Source organism: Pseudomonas sp. MF6394, from assembly GCF_002018845.1.
Taxonomy (GTDB): Bacteria; Pseudomonadota; Gammaproteobacteria; order Pseudomonadales; family Pseudomonadaceae; genus Aquipseudomonas; species Aquipseudomonas lactis.
Genome location: NZ_MVOJ01000004.1, coordinates 132,987 through 148,650 on the forward strand (window position 1 = coordinate 132,987; position 15,664 = coordinate 148,650).

Consider the following 15,664-nt stretch of genomic DNA (forward strand, 5'->3'; position numbering starts at 1 on the left):
TCTTGGGCTGACCCACCGCATTCGCGAGCAAGCCCGCTCCCACAGACCCCTCTGCATTCTGATGCCTGTACTCCAGCACTAAGCGCCCGTACAATCCCAAGTCATTTCAAGTCCAAGCAACCGACAACGGCCTACCATGCGTACCAGTCAATATTTGCTCGCCACACAGAAAGAAACGCCTTCCGACGCGGTTGTGATCAGCCATCAGCTGATGCTGCGCGCCGGTATGATCCGCAAACTGGCCTCGGGCCTTTACACCTGGTTGCCCATGGGCTTGAAGGTGATGCGCAAGGTCGAAGCCATCGTTCGTGAAGAAATGAACGCTGCCGGCTCTCTGGAAGTGTTGATGCCGAGCACCCAACCGGCGGAGTTGTGGCAGGAATCCGGGCGCTGGGAAGAGTACGGCCCTGAGTTGCTGCGTTTTAAAGACCGTCATGGCCGCGACTTCTGCGCCGGCCCGACCCACGAAGAAGTCATCACCGACCTGATGCGCAACGAGCTGAGCAGCTATAAGCAGTTGCCGCTGAACCTGTATCAGATCCAGACCAAGTTCCGTGATGAAATCCGCCCACGCTTCGGCTTGATGCGTGGCCGCGAATTCATCATGAAGGACGCCTATTCGTTCCACGCCGACCAGGCTTCCCTGCAAGCGACCTACGATCGCATGCACCAGGCCTACTGCAACGTGTTCACGCGCCTGGGCCTGAAGTTCCGTCCGGTTGAAGCGGATAACGGCTCCATCGGCGGTGCCGGCTCTCACGAATTCCACGTGCTGGCCGAGTCCGGCGAAGACGATATCGTGTTCAGCAACGGTTCCGACTACGCGGCGAACATCGAGAAGGCCGAAGCCATACCACGTGAAACCTCGCGCCCTGCTCCCACGGAGGAGCTGCGCCTGGTCGACACGCCAGACACCAAGACCATCGCGGCCCTGGTGGAGAAATTCAATCTGCCGATTGAAAAGACCATCAAGACCCTGATCGTGCGCGCCGAAGAAGAAGGCAAGCTGATCGCCCTGGTGATCCGTGGCGACCACGAGCTCAACGAAATCAAGGCCGCCAACCAGCCTGGCGTAGCCAGCCCGCTGGTCATGGCCACCGATGCCGAACTGCGCGACGCCATTGGCGCCGGTGCGGGCTCCCTGGGCCCGCTGAACATGCCGCTGCCGATCATCATCGACCGCTCGGTGGAGCTGATGAGCGACTTCGGTATCGGCGCCAACATCGACGACAAGCACTACTTCGGGGTGAACTGGGAGCGTGACCTGCCGGTTCCGACCGTGGCCGACCTGCGCAACGTCGTGGCCGGCGACCCGAGCCCGGATGGCAAGGGCACCCTGGAGATCAAGCGCGGCATCGAAGTCGGGCACATCTTCCAGCTGGGCAACAAGTACAGCAAGGCGATGAAGTGCGAAGTACTCGGCGAGAACGGCAAGCCGATCACCCTGGACATGGGCTGCTACGGCATCGGCGTGTCCCGCGTGGTTGCCGCTGCCATCGAGCAGAACAACGACGAGAAAGGCATTATCTGGAGTGACGCCCTGGCGCCGTTCCAGGTGGCCCTGGTGCCGCTGCGCTATGAAACCGAGCAAGTACGCGAAGCCACCGACAAACTGTACGCGGAACTCACCGCTGCCGGTTTTGAAGTGCTGCTCGATGATCGGGACAAGAAAACCAGCCCGGGCATCAAGTTCGCCGACATGGAACTGATTGGCATCCCGCACCGGATCGTGGTCAGCGACCGCGGCCTGGCTGATGGCAATCTGGAATACAAGAGCCGGACCGAAGCCGAAGCCCAACCGTTGCCGGTGGCTGACGTGCTGTCTTTCCTTCAGGCGCGTATTCGTCGCTGAAAACCAGATCAAGAGAAGTCATGTTCAAGCGAAACACCAGAGCCCTGGGGGGCGCCGCCTTGTGCGGCGCCCTGCTGGTCAGCGGCTGCGCCAATCAGATGTCGCAACGCAGTGAGCACGAGGAGCGGGTCGAGCGTAAGTTGCTCGGCCACAGCCTGCAGATCGACGTAGGCGAGCCTAAAGTGCTGGAGCTGCCGCAACGCCGGGTTCGCATTCATGAGCAGAAGACCTTCGAGGTCACCGAATTCGAAGTCACCCGTCGTTACGACCGCTACACGCCCTACCAGCCCTGGCGCAAACTCTATGAGATGCCCTTGGGTGCCGTGGCGCTGGTGGCGGGCGTGGGTGCCAACGTGGTGAATATCTTCGCCCTCGGCAACCTGCCCACGAGTGTGACCCATGACTGGTTGAGCTATGGCGTGGACGGCATCAACCCGTTCATGAACGTGCAATCCCACGGCCGTGCGCAACAGAACCTGGCGGCTATCGATGAAGTCCAGCGTGACAAGCGCCTGGAGTATTCGAGCCTGCCCTGGAGCGAGCGCCCGGTACAAGTCACCGCCGGCAAGCAGACCCACGAACTGACCACCGACCGCAACGGCATACTGCGCCTGAACCTGTTGGACAGCCCGTTTGCCGAGCAGGACCTGAACCGCGTCACCACCTTGAAGATCAGTGTGCAAGATGGCCAGGACGACGTGCATACCGACTCGACCCTGGCGGTCAGCAACACGCTGCGCAGCAAGTTGCTCGAAGCCCATGCCCTGATCTACGACGATCTGGAAGATGACGAGGTGAACCAGTGGGTGCACCGGGTCAAACGCCTGTCGGAGTTGGGCCTGGAAGAAGAAGCCAGCGAGCTGGAACAAAGCCTGATCGAACTGACGCGCAATGACCCGGAGTTGCAGCAGGAGTTTGTGCAGGCGTTGACCAAGGATGCGGGGCGGTTGGTGGCAGACCCTGGCGCACGCTGATCGCTCGATGCTTGTGAAGATCAAACGGTGGGAGCTGGCTTGCCTGCGAAGACGGCCTGACAGGCAATACAGTTGGACCGGGTACATATCCGTTATTTAGGTAACGGCCACTTAGGGTTCCGCTCTGACAGCGGCTCACTTTTGAAAAGCGCAAAAGTAAGCAAAACGCTCTTGCCCCACCACTCGGCACCTCGCTTAGGCTCGGTGTGCCCGTAATCCGCCAGTGATTTGGGGGGCCGCCGCCACGCGCCATCCATGGCGCGGGGCGGCTAAACCGGCATCCCTGCCGGTTTACCCCCCAAATCACTGTCGAATTCCGGCCAGCGTGGTTTAACGGGGCGCCTAAGATCAAAAGCAAGATCAAGAGCGACTCGCTTCGCATCGTGGTTACCGTCTGCTGCTACAGCCCCCAAAATTGTGTAGATACCTATGCTGCGATAGCGGTGTATCAGTTACAACATTCGTGACTGACACTCCGCCATCGCAGGCAAGCCAGCTCCCACATTTGTTTCGTGGTTTTTACCAGGAAAACTCGAGCTGTTCGTTGCCGCCACTCAGGTCCAGCAACCGTACGCCTATCCCCAGCAACCGCACCGGCTTGCCGCCGCGATTGAACGCCTGGGTCATCAACTGTTCATAACTCTCCAGATCCCGCCCTGCCCCGGCCTGTTCCAGCGTCGTCTGGGTAAAGTCATGAAACTTCACTTTGACGAACGGCTTACCCGCCCGGTAGCTGCTGTCGATACGCGCCATGCGCCCGGCCAGGGTTTCCATCAGTTGCGGCAGTTTCGCCAGGCAACTCGGAAGGTCTGGCAGGTCCACGTCGAAGGTATTTTCCACACTGATGGACTGCCGCCGGCTGTCGTTTTGCACCACGCGGTCATCAATCCCACGGGCCAAGCTCCACAGGCGTTCGCCGAAACTACCGAATTCGCGCACCAGCGCCAGTTTGTTCCAGTCGCGCAATTGCAGGCAGTCTTCGATGCCCAGGCGCGCCAGCTTGTCGGCGGTGACCTTGCCCACGCCATGCAGCTTGCTGACACGCAACTGCGAGACAAAGTCTTCGACTTGGTCCGGCGTGATCACGAACAGGCCGTTGGGTTTTTTCCAGTCGCTGGCGATCTTGGCCAAAAACTTGTTGGGCGCCACGCCGGCAGACACGGTGATATGCAACTGGTTGGAGACCCGGCGCCGAATGTCCTGGGCAATACGCGTGGCGCTGCCGCCAAAATGCGGACTGTCAGACACGTCGAGGTAGGCCTCATCCAGCGACAACGGCTCGATCAAGTCGGTGTAGTCACGGAAAATCAGCTGGATTTCTTTCGATGCTTCTTTATAGGCGTCCATGCGCGGCTTGACGATGGTCAAGTCCGGGCACAGTTTCAAGGCATGACGTGACGACATCGCCGAACGTACCCCATACGCCCGCGCTTCGTAGTTGCAGGTGGCGATCACCCCGCGCCGATCTGCCGAGCCACCGACGGCCAAGGGCTTTTGCGCCAGGCTCGGGTCGTCGCGCATCTCGATGGCGGCGTAGAAGCAATCACAGTCGACGTGGATGATTTTGCGCTGCGTCATATAAACGGGGTGTTAACCAACGGGTGGCCAGTATCGCACTCACCCCTGTATATAGCACCAGTAGTTTGAATCTTCCGCCTGAGCGGTAGGAAATTTCGTAGATGAATATATTTTCTCAATCGAATCTAGCATCCCAATAGAGCTGAAAGCCTTGTCCTGCCTGGCCTGGAACCCTCACGAACCGACCTCTGAAGCGCTAACCGATTGAAGCACAAGCGCTTTTCTTCAGTTTACGGGTTGACACACTCGCGTTCCTCTGTAGAATGCCGACACACAGACGCGGGATGGAGCAGTCTGGTAGCTCGTCGGGCTCATAACCCGAAGGTCGTCGGTTCAAATCCGGCTCCCGCAACCAAACATCAAAAAAGGCTACTCGAAAGAGTGGCCTTTTTTGTGCGCGCTTGTTTTCCCTTGCACAAAGCGCCCAACACCTTGATTTCAGAATAATTAGCGCTTATTTCAGCGATTGGCTCATTAACGGTTGACACCCTGCCGTTGGGCTGTAGAATGCCGCCCACAGACGCGGGATGGAGCAGTCTGGTAGCTCGTCGGGCTCATAACCCGAAGGTCGTCGGTTCAAATCCGGCTCCCGCAACCAAACATCAAAAAAGGCTACTCGAAAGAGTGGCCTTTTTTGTATCTGGCGAAAAAGTTCTTCTGAAACAATGGCATGGCATCTTTCATGAAACCGTAGACGGTTTGCAGAGTCCATCTCATTGCACGCTAGGCTCACTGCTCAAGCGCTACCCCTCTACGACCAATGGCCGCAGTCGCCGCGCCCGGTGATCCGCGTTAATATTTGTAATTATTTTGTCCATAGGGATTGGTAACTTGGCTGGATACCTCCATCCTGTCGCGCACAATCCACGAGGTGATTGATGCGCGCCAACTCGTCTGAACCACAAGACACCGTCACAGCAGAACAACCGATCACTCCCACCCGTTTGCGGTGGCTGGACCTGTTGAGCAAGTATCGCCAGCCCATCGGCCTGGCCGTGACGCTCCTGCTGTTTGCAATCGCCCTGATCGCCTGCCGACACCTGTTGCTGGAGCTGGACCTCTACGCCCTGCACGATTCGATCCTGGAAGTGCCCAAGCCCGCCTTGTTGGGTGCCTTTGCGGCAGCGGTTGGCGGCTTCATTATCCTGCTCGGTTATGAGTTCTCCGGCGCGCGGTATGCTGGCGTGCAATTGCCCGCCAAAACCCTGGCCCTGGGTGGTTTCACCGCCTTTGCCATCGGCAACGCCATTGGTTTGTCGATGCTCTCGGGCGGTTCGGTGCGCTACCGTTTATATGCACGCCATGGCATCGGCGCCTCGGAAGTGGCGCACATGACCGTATTCGCCAGCCTGGCCCTGGGCTGTGCCCTGCCGCCGCTGGCCGCGCTGGCCACGTTGAGCAACTTGCCGGCCGCTTCCACTTACCTGCATTTATCGCAAAGCCTGCTCGGTGGCATTGCCGGCGCCGTGCTGCTGTTGTCGGTGCTGCTGTGCATCGGCATCTATCGCCGCCGACTGCCGGAACAGCCCTACCCTGACAACCTGCTGGTCAAGGCCGGGCGCCGTACCCTGCGCCTGCCAGGCCGACGCCTGACGTTCCTGCAACTGATCATCACCGCACTGGACGTCGCCGCAGCCGCTACCGTGCTGTATCTGCTGTTGCCGGAAGCGCCGCCCTTCGGCCCGTTCCTGCTGGTGTACCTGCTGGCCCTGGCCGCTGGTGTGCTCAGCCATGTGCCGGGTGGCGTGGGTGTATTCGAAGCGATCCTGCTGGCGGCCTTTGCCGACAAACTCGGTGCCGCGCCCCTGGCTGCTGCCTTGTTGCTGTACCGCATGATCTACGTGGTGCTGCCGCTGCTGATCGCCTGTGTATTCCTGCTGGTCAACGAGGCCCAGCGCCTGTTTCAGACCCAGCAAAGCCTGCGGGTGGCATCAGGGCTGGCAGCGCCAGTATTGGCCGTCCTGGTTTTTTTGTCCGGCGTGGTCCTGCTGTTTTCCGGCGCCACGCCAGAGATCGACTCACGCCTGGAAAACATCGGTTTCCTGATCCCCCATCGTCTGATTGACGCGTCGCACTTCGGTGCCAGCCTGATCGGCGTGTTGTGCCTGTTGCTCGCCCAGGGCCTGCGTCGGCGCTTGTCGGCCGCCTGGATGCTGACCATGGTGCTGCTGCTGGTCGGCGCCCTGCTCTCGCTGCTTAAAGGCTTCGACTGGGAAGAAGCCAGCCTGATGACCATGACCGCAGTGCTGCTGGCCATCTTCCGCCGCTCCTTCTACCGCGCCAGTCGCCTGACCGAGTTGCCGTTTTCGCCGCTGTACCTGGTGGCCAGTGTCTGTGTGCTCGGTGCCTCGATCTGGCTGCTGCTGTTTGCCTATCAGGACGTGCCCTACAGCCATCAACTCTGGTGGCAGTTCACCCTCGATGCCAACGCCCCGCGTGGCTTGCGTTCGCTGCTCGGCGCCGCCGTGTTGCTGGTGATCGTGTCGCTGACCTGGCTGCTGCGCACGGCACGCCCGGTCATTCACCTGCCGACCCCGGAAGAACTGGAGCGCGCCAGCAAGATCCTGATGGCCTCGTCCCAACCCGACGGCGGCCTGGCGCTCACTGGCGACAAGGCGCTGCTGTTTCACCCCAACGACGAAGCCTTCCTGATGTATGCCCGTCGCGGGCGTAGCCTGGTGGCCCTGTACGACCCGATCGGCCCGACCCAACAGCGCGCCGAGATGATCTGGCAGTTCCGCGACCTGTGCGACATCCACCACGCCCGCCCGGTGTTCTACCAGGTACGCGCCGAGAACCTGCCGTATTACATGGACATCGGCCTCACCGCGATCAAGCTGGGTGAAGAAGCCCGCGTCGATCTGAAACGCTTTGACCTGGAAGCCAAGGGCAAAGAAATGAAGGATTTGCGCTACACCTGGAACCGTGGCACCCGGGACGGCCTGTCCCTGGAGATCTGCGAACCGGGCAAGGCGCCGATGGATGAATTAAAAGTCATCTCCGATGCCTGGCTTACAGGTAAGAATGTGCGGGAAAAGGGCTTCTCCCTGGGCCGTTTCAGCGATGATTACCTCAAGCACTTTCGTATCGCGATCATTCGCTTCGAAGGGCGCCCGGTGGCCTTCGCCAACTTGCTCGAAACCTACAACCATGACCTGGCCAGCCTCGACCTGATGCGTGCCCACCCGGACGCGCCCAAGTTGACCATGGAATTCATGATGGTGGGCCTGATTCAACATTATAAGAGCCACGACTACGCACGCTTCAGCCTCGGCATGGTGCCGTTGTCGGGCTTGCAACCGCGCCGTGGCGCACCGCTGACCCAACGCCTGGGTTCGATGGTGTTCCGCCGTGGCGAGCAACTGTATAACTTCCAAGGTTTGCGCCGCTTCAAAGACAAGTTCCAGCCAGACTGGGAACCCCGTTACATGGCCGTGCCCGCAGGACTGGATCCGCTGGTGGCATTGGCCGATACCGCCGCCCTGATCGCGGGCGGCTTGACTGGATTGGTGAAACGCTGATGATTCGACGCTCCTGGCGGTATGTATTGGCTTTAGTGGTGCTGCTTGCGCTGATCGCGGCGGGTGGCTTCTGGTACTGGAACCGCCCTGCCCCGCAGCCGACCCTGGAGCATTTGCCCCAGGCCGACGGTTCGGTAATGACCCGCGTGACCCCGGCCAGCAACGCAAAAGCCCGCGTGGCCGTGGCGGTGATGGCCGACGAAACCTTGACCGACAGCCAACTGATGGCCCTGAGCCAGGGCGGTGCTGCGCAACTGGTTCAGGTGGTGCTGCCCAAAGATGACTGCGCATTGCAGGAAAAAGCCCTGCAAGGCGCCCTGGCCCAGCTCAAAGGCCCGGCGACCCTGGTCAGCGGCATCGGCCCTGGCGCCGCACTCGCCTGGCGCTGGCTGGCCACCCAGAACGACGACAAGGCCAACGCCATCTCTGTGGGCTTCGCCCTGAAACAGGAAGGCTGCAACGACCCGCTGCCGAAAACCGCCGCCCATGGCAACTGGCTGGTGGCGTGGAACGATAACCCCGACGATGAGAGCGCCAGTTTCGTACGTGACACACCGCGCGCTACGACCAGCATCAGCGACTACGACATTCATTACCCACAGGTGCTGAACAACGAACTGCGCAAGCAACTGGTCGGTTCGGACAACGGCGGCCTGGCGATTCCGGTGGTGGAAGTACCCGCCGGCCAAGCCAAGGACACCGTGACCCTGTTCCTCTCCGGTGACGGCGGCTGGCGCGACCTGGATCGCGACGTGGCGGGCGAGATGGCGAAGATCGGCTACCCGGTGGTGGGCATCGACACCCTGCGCTACTACTGGCAGCACAAGACGCCTGAGCAAAGCGCCAAGGACCTCACCGAGCTGATGCAACACTACCGGCAAAAGTGGGGCACCAAGCGCTTCGTGTTGACCGGTTACTCGTTCGGCGCCGACGTATTGCCGGCGATCTACAACCGTATGCCAGAGAACGAACAGCAACGGGTAGACGCGATCATCCTGCTGGCCTTCGCCCGCACCGGCAGCTTTGAAATCGAAGTGGAAGGCTGGCTGGGCAACGCCGGCAAAGAAGCCGCCACCGGCCCGGAAATGGCCAAGCTGCCGCCTGAAAAAGTCGTGTGCATCTACGGCGCCGAAGAAGTCGACGAGAGCGGCTGCACCGACAAAACCGCCGTGGGCGAAGCCATGAAGTTGCCGGGCGGGCACCACTTCGATGAGAACTACCCGGCGCTGGCCAAGCGCTTGGTGGATATTATCGTCAAGCATCAGGCCAAAGCCGAGTAATCCCGAGCCATACACAAAACAAAATGTGGGAGCGGGCTTGCTCGCGAAAGCGGTGGATCAGTCACAGCAGTATTGACTGACACTCCGCATTCGCGAGCAAGCCCGCTCCCACATTTTTGATGTGTGATGTTGCTAATAATCAGCGCGGTTCGATGTGGGCAATCATCAACTGCACCGTCTCATTGCCACGAAATTCATTCACATCCAGCTTGTACGCCAACTCCACCCACCGCACGGTCGGGTTCGGCCACACTTCGCGGTCCACGCCAAAGGCAATGCCATCGAGCTTCACCGACCCGCATTCGCTCTTGAGCCCCACTTTCAAATGCCGCTCACCCACCACCCGCTGCTCCACCAACTGAAATACCCCGTGAAACAACGGCTCGGGAAAGTGCTGCCCCCACGGGCCGGCATGGCGCAGGGCGCGGGCCAGTTCCAGGTGAAACTCTTCCACCGCCAGGGTACCGTCTGAAAGCAGGCGGCCGGTGAGGTCTTCTTCGCGCAGTTGCCGACGCACTTCGGCATCAAAGGCTTCGGCGAACAACGGGAAGTTGGCTTCAGGCAAGGTCAGCCCCGCCGCCATGGCGTGGCCGCCGTATTTGGTGATCAGGTTGGGATGCTGGCTGGCGACGACCGCCAGCGCATCGCGGATATGAAAGCCTTGCACCGAGCGTCCAGAGCCCTTGAGCAGGCCATCGCCGGCATCGGCAAAGGCGATGGTCGGGCGAAAGTACCGTTCCTTCATACGCGACGCGAGGATGCCGATCACCCCTTGGTGCCACTCCGGGTCGAACAGGCATAAGCCGTACGGCATCGACTCCACCGGCAAGTCCTTGAGCTGGGCCAGGGCCTCGCGCTGCATGCCTTGTTCGATGGATTTACGGTCCTGGTTCATGCCGTCCAGTTGCGCGGCCATTTCCCGTGCAGCGGCGAAGTCGGTGGTGAGCAGGCATTCGATGCCCAGGCTCATATCGTCCAGGCGTCCGGCGGCATTCAGGCGCGGGCCGAGGATAAAACCCAGGTCGGTGGAGGTGATACGCGCATGATCACGCTTGGCCACTTCCAGAATCGCCTTGATCCCCGGCCGTGCCCGACCGGCCCGAATACGCTCCAGGCCCTGGTGCACGAGGATGCGGTTGTTGGCGTCCAGCGGCACCACGTCAGCGACGCTGCCCAGGGCCACGAGGTCAAGCAGTTCACCGATGTTCGGCTGGGGCTTGCTGTCATACCAACCCAGGCTGCGCAAGCGCGCGCGCAGGGCCATCAGCACGTAAAAGATCACGCCGACCCCGGCCAGGGCCTTGCTGGGAAACGTGCAGCCCGGCTGGTTCGGATTGACGATGGCGTCGGCGGCCGGCAGTTCATCACCGGGCAAGTGGTGGTCGGTGACCAGCACCTGCAACCCCGCCGCCTTCGCCGCCGCCACGCCTTCGACGCTGGAGATGCCGTTGTCCACGGTGATCAGCAACTGCGGCTCGCGCTGCAGGGCCACCGCGACGATTTCCGGGGTCAGGCCATAGCCGTATTCGAAGCGGTTGGGCACCAGGTAGTCGACATGGGCCGCGCCGAGCAAACGCAAGCCCAGGGTGCCCACGGTGCTCGCCGTGGCGCCATCGGCGTCGAAGTCACCAACGATCAGGATGCGCTGGCGCTGCTCCAGGGCCGTCACCAGCAAGTCCACCGCCGCGTCGATGCCCTTGAGCTGCTGATAGGGAATCAACCGCGCCAGGCTCTTGTCCAGCTCGGCTTCCGATTGCACCCCGCGTGCGGCGTAAAGGCGGGTCAACAACGGCGGCAGTTCACCGAGAAAAGGCAGGACGGCGGGCAGTGGGCGGGGATCGATACGCATACGGTGGTGATAACTTCTCTTTGATCATTGTAGGAGCGAGCTTGCTCGCGAAGGTGGTTAACGATGACGCGTGTGCCTGGGTGATCGCGGTGCCCTGGAGTTTTTCGCGAGCAAGCTCGCTCCTACAGGGAGCCCTGCTCAACCGCGCTCGCCGACCAGCCATTGCAGTTGCACTTCATGCTGGCCACGGTCATCGGTCACAAAGATCGTGCCTTCGCTGATCATCACGTCCCACTTGATGACGCGGGGCATATCCTTGGCCAGGGTCTCCAACACTTCCTGGGGCACGGCAGCGATGTGCACGTTTTTCAGGTTGTTGGCCACCGGCACTACTTTGCCTTCCCACACGCGCAGGCTGCCATAGGCCAGCAGGCTGGTGCGTTCGGTGCGGCGCGAGCACCAGGTCAGGCGGTCGGCATCCGGCTGGCCGACTTCGATCCAGTGCAAAACCCGATCATCCAGGCTCTTTTCCCAAAGGGCCGGTTCGTCCACATCCGACAGGCCACGCCCGAACGCCAATTGCTCGTTGTACCAGAGGGCGTAGGCCAGCAGGCGCACGGTCATGCGCTCTTCGGTTTCCGAAGGGTGGCGGGCGATGGTCTGTTTGACGCTCTCATACACCGAGCGGTCGAGGTCGGTGAGGTTGAGTTCGAATTTGTAGGTCGTGGACGGCTGGGCCATGAACGGGCTTCTAAAGACAAGGAAAGGCGGCCAGTCTAACCGATGGCGAGGGCATTGAACGAATACTGCGCTGCATCCACGCAGCTCGCCTATGTTAAAAAGCAGTACATCATCGTCCCGCGCTTGTAAGGATCCCCATGTCGCTCAATGCCAAACCACTTGCCGGCCTGAAAGTCATCGAACTGGGCACTCTGATCGCCGGCCCGTTTGCCTCACGCATCTGCGCCGAATTCGGCGCCGAGGTGATCAAGGTCGAATCCCCGGACGGCGGCGACCCGCTGCGCAAATGGCGCAAGCTGTATGAAGGCACTTCGCTGTGGTGGTTCGTACAGGCGCGCAACAAGCAGTCCCTGACCCTCAACCTCAAGCACCCTGAGGGGCTGGCGATCCTCAAGCAACTGTTGGCCGACGCCGACATCCTGATCGAAAACTTCCGCCCAGGCGTGCTGGAGAAACTCGGCCTGAGCTGGGAAACCCTGCACGCCCTCAACCCCAAGCTGGTGATGGTGCGCCTCTCGGGCTTCGGCCAGACCGGGCCGATGAAGGACCAACCGGGGTTTGGCGCGGTGGGCGAGTCCATGGGCGGCTTGCGCTATATCACCGGCTTCGAGGACCGCCCGCCAGTGCGCACCGGCATTTCCATCGGCGACTCGATCGCCGCGTTGTGGGCGGTGATCGGCGCGCTGATGGCACTGCGTCACCGCGAGGTCAATGGCGGTCTGGGCCAAGTGGTGGATGTGGCGCTGTACGAAGCCATCTTCGCCATGATGGAAAGCATGATCCCCGAGTTCGATGTGTTCGGGTTTATCCGTGAGCGCACCGGCAACATCATGCCCGGCATCACCCCGTCCTCGATCCACACCACCGCAGACGGCAAGCATGTGCAGATCGGCGCCAATGGCGATGCGATCTTCAAGCGCTTCATGCAGGTGATCGGCCGTGAGGACTTGGCGAACGACCCAGCACTGGCCAGCAATGACGGGCGTGACACTCGCCGCGACGAGCTGTACGGCGTGATTGATCGCTGGGTCAATTCGCTGTCGCTCGACCAGGTGATTGAGCAACTGAATAAAGCCGAGGTGCCCGCCAGCCGTATCTACAGCGCCGAAGACATGCTGGGCGACCCGCAATTCCTGGCCCGGGAAATGTTCCTCAAGGCGCAGTTGCCAGGCGGCAAGGACTTCAAGATGCCCGGCATCGTGCCCAAGCTCTCGGACACTCCGGGCAGTTGCGAATGGGTTGGCCCGCAATTGGGTGAACACAACAGCCTGGTGCTCAATGCCCTGGGCTACGACGCCGCAGCTATCACCCGCCTGCGCGAGGACGGGGCGATCTGACAAATTGCAGGCAAAAAGAAACCCCGAGCAGTGGGGAGACAACTCGGGGTTAAACGTGGCCTACAAAGACCAGTACAGCAAGCTACAGACACCGGAGCACAATGCCTGCTCTTGCTGTTACAAACTCTGACTGAACACCTTGTAGGAAGGTTCCGAAGAAAAATAATGTTTCACGCCAGGGCGCCGCCACGGGTCTGGGAGGCGTTGCGCAAGGCGGCGATGACTGAAGGTTCCAGGCGGCCTTCGGCAATTTTCAGGTCGCGAAGCAGGCAATCCACCACATCCACCAGCGCGCGCTTGTCGCTCAATTGCGCACGATCGACTTCACGTTCAACCACGATGGCGCCACCGGGGTTCTTCACGGTTACCAGGCAGTCGTCGCGCATACCGGCAGAGGTCAGCGTAACCTGATAAGGGCTCAGTGCTTGGCTGAGCAATAGGTTGATACTTTCCATCTCGATCACCACTCAATCATTCGAAAAAGGTTCGAAAAACAAAAATGTCACGAAGAGGCTGACATTCAAGTGACCCGTGCTCAAAGCAGAAAGTTCTACCTTTTGTGTAATCCACTGCTTGAGGAAAACGAGCATGCACGGAAAAGATGACAGAGAAAAAACAACGGCGCACAGGCTAGAATCCCTGGATTATCCCGGGAGCCTGACTTGAGAGCTGCGTCTGAACCGCCTTTGCGTATCGTGATTGCCGACGATCACCCGATTTTCCTGATCGGCCTGCGCGCCGTGCTCGAACGGGACCCGCAGATCAGCATCGTCGGCGAGGCCAATTCCCCTCAGGCTCTCAGTGCAGTGTTGCAACACTGTGCCTGCGATGTGGTGGTGACGGACTTCATGATGCCCGTCGAGCCTCAGGCCGACGGGCTGCGCTTGATCGAGCAACTGCGCCGGCACTATCCGCACCTGCCCATTGTGGTGGTGACCATGCTCAACAATGCCGGTTTGTTTCATTCCATCCTGGCATTGGGTGTGATGGGTTTGCTGAGCAAGGCCAGCCTGGCCGATGAGCTGCCCCAGGCGATCCGCCAGGTGCGCCAGCAACGCACCTACGTGGCCCAGACCATCCGCCAGGCGCTGAGCCTGGCCGGGGAAGTCGGCGCTGATCGCCTGCATTCCCAGGAGCACCTGTCACCCCGGGAGCTGGAGGTGATTCGCCTGTTGGCCGGTGGCATGACGGTGGGCGAGATCGCCGCGCACCTGCACCGCAGCAAGCAGACCGTCAGCGCGCAAAAAGTCAGCGCCATGCGCAAGCTCGGGCTGGTCAATGATGCCGCCCTGTTTATTTACGTGCAGGAACACGGGCTGGCCTAGCCTGGAACGCGATCCATTGCTTGAGCGCCGTGGCCTCCATCGGCCGCGCGATAAAGCAGCCTTGCAGCCACGCCGCGCCCAGTTCGCCCACAGCGTGATAGTCGGCGGCGGTTTCCACGCCGGTGACCACCACGGCAACGCCCAGGCGCGCCGCCATGCTCATGGCGCCCGCCACCACCGCGGCCTTGCGATCATCATTGGCCATCCCACAGGCAAACGCCGGGGGGATTTTCAGTTCGGTAAAAGGTAGCTCCAGCAAATGCTGCAGGCTGGTGCCGCCCATGCCGAAGTCGCCGATGGACAACTGGCAACCCAACATGCGCAAGCGCAGCAACCCGGTGACATGGGCGCTGTCGGTTTTCAATGTGGAGGTTTCCACCAACTCCAGGGTCAGGCTATGGGCGGGCACACCATGAAGTTGCAGCAAACCTTGCAGCACCTGGGGGAAGTGCTCGCGCTCCAGCATGCGCCCGGGGATGTTCACCGCTACCGGCAGCACCTGGCCGCTTTCGCCCATCACCTGGTTCGCCAAGCCAAGCGCCTGCTCCAGCACATGCCAGGTAAACGCCTCTTCCATGCCGGCAAACTCCAGCACCGGCAGGAACTCGTCAGGCAGCAATAGCTCACCGTCCTGCAACTGCCAACGCGCCAGCGCCTCCACCCCTTGCAACACCCCGGCCTGACTGACGATGGGCTGGTACCAGACCCTGCCACACGCCGCGATAGTGACCTGGCTGACATCCGCCGAGGGCGGCAGTTGTTCCCGCTCGCTCAAGCTCAGCAGTTGACGGACGCGCTCCCAGGACAGCACCGCAGGCCCTGGACGCAAGTGCTCCTGACAATCGCTCAGTACTTGCCCGATCAGCTTGGCCGAGGCCGGCTTGGGCAAGCACGCCAAGACCTTGAGCCCTAATTGGCGGGCCATGTTCGCCACGCCTTCCAGCACGTCGGGCTCGGCGTTGCTGAGCAGGATCAACACCTGGGCCAGGCGGCGCTCGGCCAATTCACGGATCAACGCCAGGCCATCGCCCTGCTCCAGGTACAGATCGCAGATGGCGATATCCACCGGGCCTTTGCTGTCCAGGGATTGGCGGGCGATTTCGACCGTTTCCGCGGCGCGTACATTGAACACGCCGTTGGCATTGAGCATCTGGTGCAGGGCCATCAGTTGAAACGGGTTGTCTTCGAGGATCAGGACGTTCTGGGATCGCATGGGTAAGTGGTGTCGGTACAGGGAAAGTCTTGCACAGTAGCCATATGCTGCGGT

The 15,664-nt window shown here is 60.9% G+C and carries 11 protein-coding genes and 2 tRNA genes; 8 read left to right on the top strand and 5 right to left on the bottom strand.

Features of this window, described 5'->3' with window-relative positions; genetic code table 11:
* The first annotated feature begins 136 nt into the window (after positions 1 to 136).
* On the top strand, positions 137 to 1,852 hold the full coding sequence (locus tag MF6394_RS06640) for a proline--tRNA ligase (protein ID WP_078466359.1): 1,716 nt from the start codon (positions 137 to 139) through the stop codon (positions 1,850 to 1,852).
* Positions 1,853 to 1,872: 20 nt separating this feature from the next.
* Entirely contained in the window at positions 1,873 to 2,826 is a 954-nt protein-coding gene (locus MF6394_RS06645; protein WP_078466360.1) for a hypothetical protein, read from the top strand.
* Between the two features lie 519 nt (positions 2,827 to 3,345).
* Here the strand turns inward: MF6394_RS06645 and dinB are convergent.
* Entirely contained in the window at positions 3,346 to 4,404 is a 1,059-nt protein-coding gene (gene dinB, locus MF6394_RS06655; protein ID WP_078466361.1) for a DNA polymerase IV, read from the bottom strand.
* A gap of 278 nt (positions 4,405 to 4,682) precedes the next feature.
* Between dinB and MF6394_RS06660 the strand changes: the two genes are divergently transcribed.
* From MF6394_RS06660 to MF6394_RS06675, 4 genes are all read left to right on the top strand, one after another.
* Positions 4,683 to 4,759: transfer RNA gene (locus MF6394_RS06660), tRNA-Met, on the top strand.
* Between the two features lie 166 nt (positions 4,760 to 4,925).
* Positions 4,926 to 5,002: transfer RNA gene (locus MF6394_RS06665), tRNA-Met, on the top strand.
* Positions 5,003 to 5,282: 280 nt separating this feature from the next.
* Positions 5,283 to 7,925 (top strand): bifunctional lysylphosphatidylglycerol flippase/synthetase MprF, encoded by a 2,643-nt coding sequence (gene mprF, locus MF6394_RS06670; RefSeq protein WP_078466362.1) that lies wholly within the window; start codon positions 5,283 to 5,285, stop codon positions 7,923 to 7,925.
* Positions 7,925 to 9,205: a virulence factor family protein gene (locus MF6394_RS06675; protein WP_020301355.1), complete on the top strand. Its 1,281-nt coding sequence runs from the start codon at positions 7,925 to 7,927 to the stop codon at positions 9,203 to 9,205. The genes mprF and MF6394_RS06675 overlap by 1 nt, the downstream gene beginning before the upstream one ends.
* Before the next feature lie 139 nt (positions 9,206 to 9,344).
* On the opposite strand, the gene recJ is transcribed toward MF6394_RS06675, so the two are convergent.
* A complete protein-coding gene (gene recJ, locus MF6394_RS06680) occupies positions 9,345 to 11,054 on the bottom strand; it encodes a single-stranded-DNA-specific exonuclease RecJ (RefSeq protein ID WP_078466363.1) in 1,710 nt (569 codons plus the stop codon).
* A 138-nt stretch (positions 11,055 to 11,192) separates the two neighbouring features.
* Positions 11,193 to 11,735 carry a YaeQ family protein gene (locus tag MF6394_RS06685; RefSeq protein ID WP_003193952.1) on the bottom strand — a complete coding sequence of 181 codons (543 nt, stop codon included), beginning with the start codon at positions 11,733 to 11,735 and terminating at the stop codon, positions 11,193 to 11,195.
* Between the two features lie 137 nt (positions 11,736 to 11,872).
* Here MF6394_RS06685 and MF6394_RS06690 point away from each other — a divergent pair, with 137 nt between their 5' ends.
* Positions 11,873 to 13,072, top strand: coding sequence for a CaiB/BaiF CoA transferase family protein (locus tag MF6394_RS06690; protein ID WP_047711698.1), 1,200 nt, complete (start codon positions 11,873 to 11,875; stop codon positions 13,070 to 13,072).
* Positions 13,073 to 13,242: 170 nt separating this feature from the next.
* Here MF6394_RS06690 and MF6394_RS06695 read toward each other — a convergent pair whose 3' ends face one another.
* Positions 13,243 to 13,527 (bottom strand): DUF3509 domain-containing protein, encoded by a 285-nt coding sequence (locus MF6394_RS06695; RefSeq protein WP_020301357.1) that lies wholly within the window; start codon positions 13,525 to 13,527, stop codon positions 13,243 to 13,245.
* A 207-nt stretch (positions 13,528 to 13,734) separates the two neighbouring features.
* Here MF6394_RS06695 and MF6394_RS06700 point away from each other — a divergent pair, with 207 nt between their 5' ends.
* Positions 13,735 to 14,397: a response regulator transcription factor gene (locus tag MF6394_RS06700; RefSeq protein ID WP_032895434.1), complete on the top strand. Its 663-nt coding sequence runs from the start codon at positions 13,735 to 13,737 to the stop codon at positions 14,395 to 14,397.
* Here the strand turns inward: MF6394_RS06700 and MF6394_RS06705 are convergent.
* Positions 14,366 to 15,610, bottom strand: coding sequence for an EAL domain-containing response regulator (locus MF6394_RS06705; protein WP_078466364.1), 1,245 nt, complete (start codon positions 15,608 to 15,610; stop codon positions 14,366 to 14,368). The genes MF6394_RS06700 and MF6394_RS06705 overlap by 32 nt on opposite strands.
* Positions 15,611 to 15,664 lie beyond the last annotated feature (54 nt).

Excerpts from the sequence above, each read along its gene's own strand:
- MF6394_RS06705 (WP_078466364.1), bottom strand. The coding sequence starts at position 15,610 with ATGCGATCCCAGAACGTCCTGATCCTCGAAGACAACCCGTTTCAACTG.
- MF6394_RS06675 (WP_020301355.1), top strand. The coding sequence starts at position 7,925 with ATGATTCGACGCTCCTGGCGGTATGTATTGGCTTTAGTGGTGCTGCTT.
- MF6394_RS06645 (WP_078466360.1), top strand. The coding sequence starts at position 1,873 with ATGTTCAAGCGAAACACCAGAGCCCTGGGGGGCGCCGCCTTGTGCGGC.
- mprF (WP_078466362.1), top strand. The coding sequence starts at position 5,283 with ATGCGCGCCAACTCGTCTGAACCACAAGACACCGTCACAGCAGAACAA.
- dinB (WP_078466361.1), bottom strand. The coding sequence starts at position 4,404 with ATGACGCAGCGCAAAATCATCCACGTCGACTGTGATTGCTTCTACGCC.
- recJ (WP_078466363.1), bottom strand. The coding sequence starts at position 11,054 with ATGCGTATCGATCCCCGCCCACTGCCCGCCGTCCTGCCTTTTCTCGGT.
- MF6394_RS06690 (WP_047711698.1), top strand. The coding sequence starts at position 11,873 with ATGTCGCTCAATGCCAAACCACTTGCCGGCCTGAAAGTCATCGAACTG.
- MF6394_RS06640 (WP_078466359.1), top strand. The coding sequence starts at position 137 with ATGCGTACCAGTCAATATTTGCTCGCCACACAGAAAGAAACGCCTTCC.
- MF6394_RS06685 (WP_003193952.1), bottom strand. The coding sequence starts at position 11,735 with ATGGCCCAGCCGTCCACGACCTACAAATTCGAACTCAACCTCACCGAC.
- MF6394_RS06695 (WP_020301357.1), bottom strand. The coding sequence starts at position 13,527 with ATGGAAAGTATCAACCTATTGCTCAGCCAAGCACTGAGCCCTTATCAG.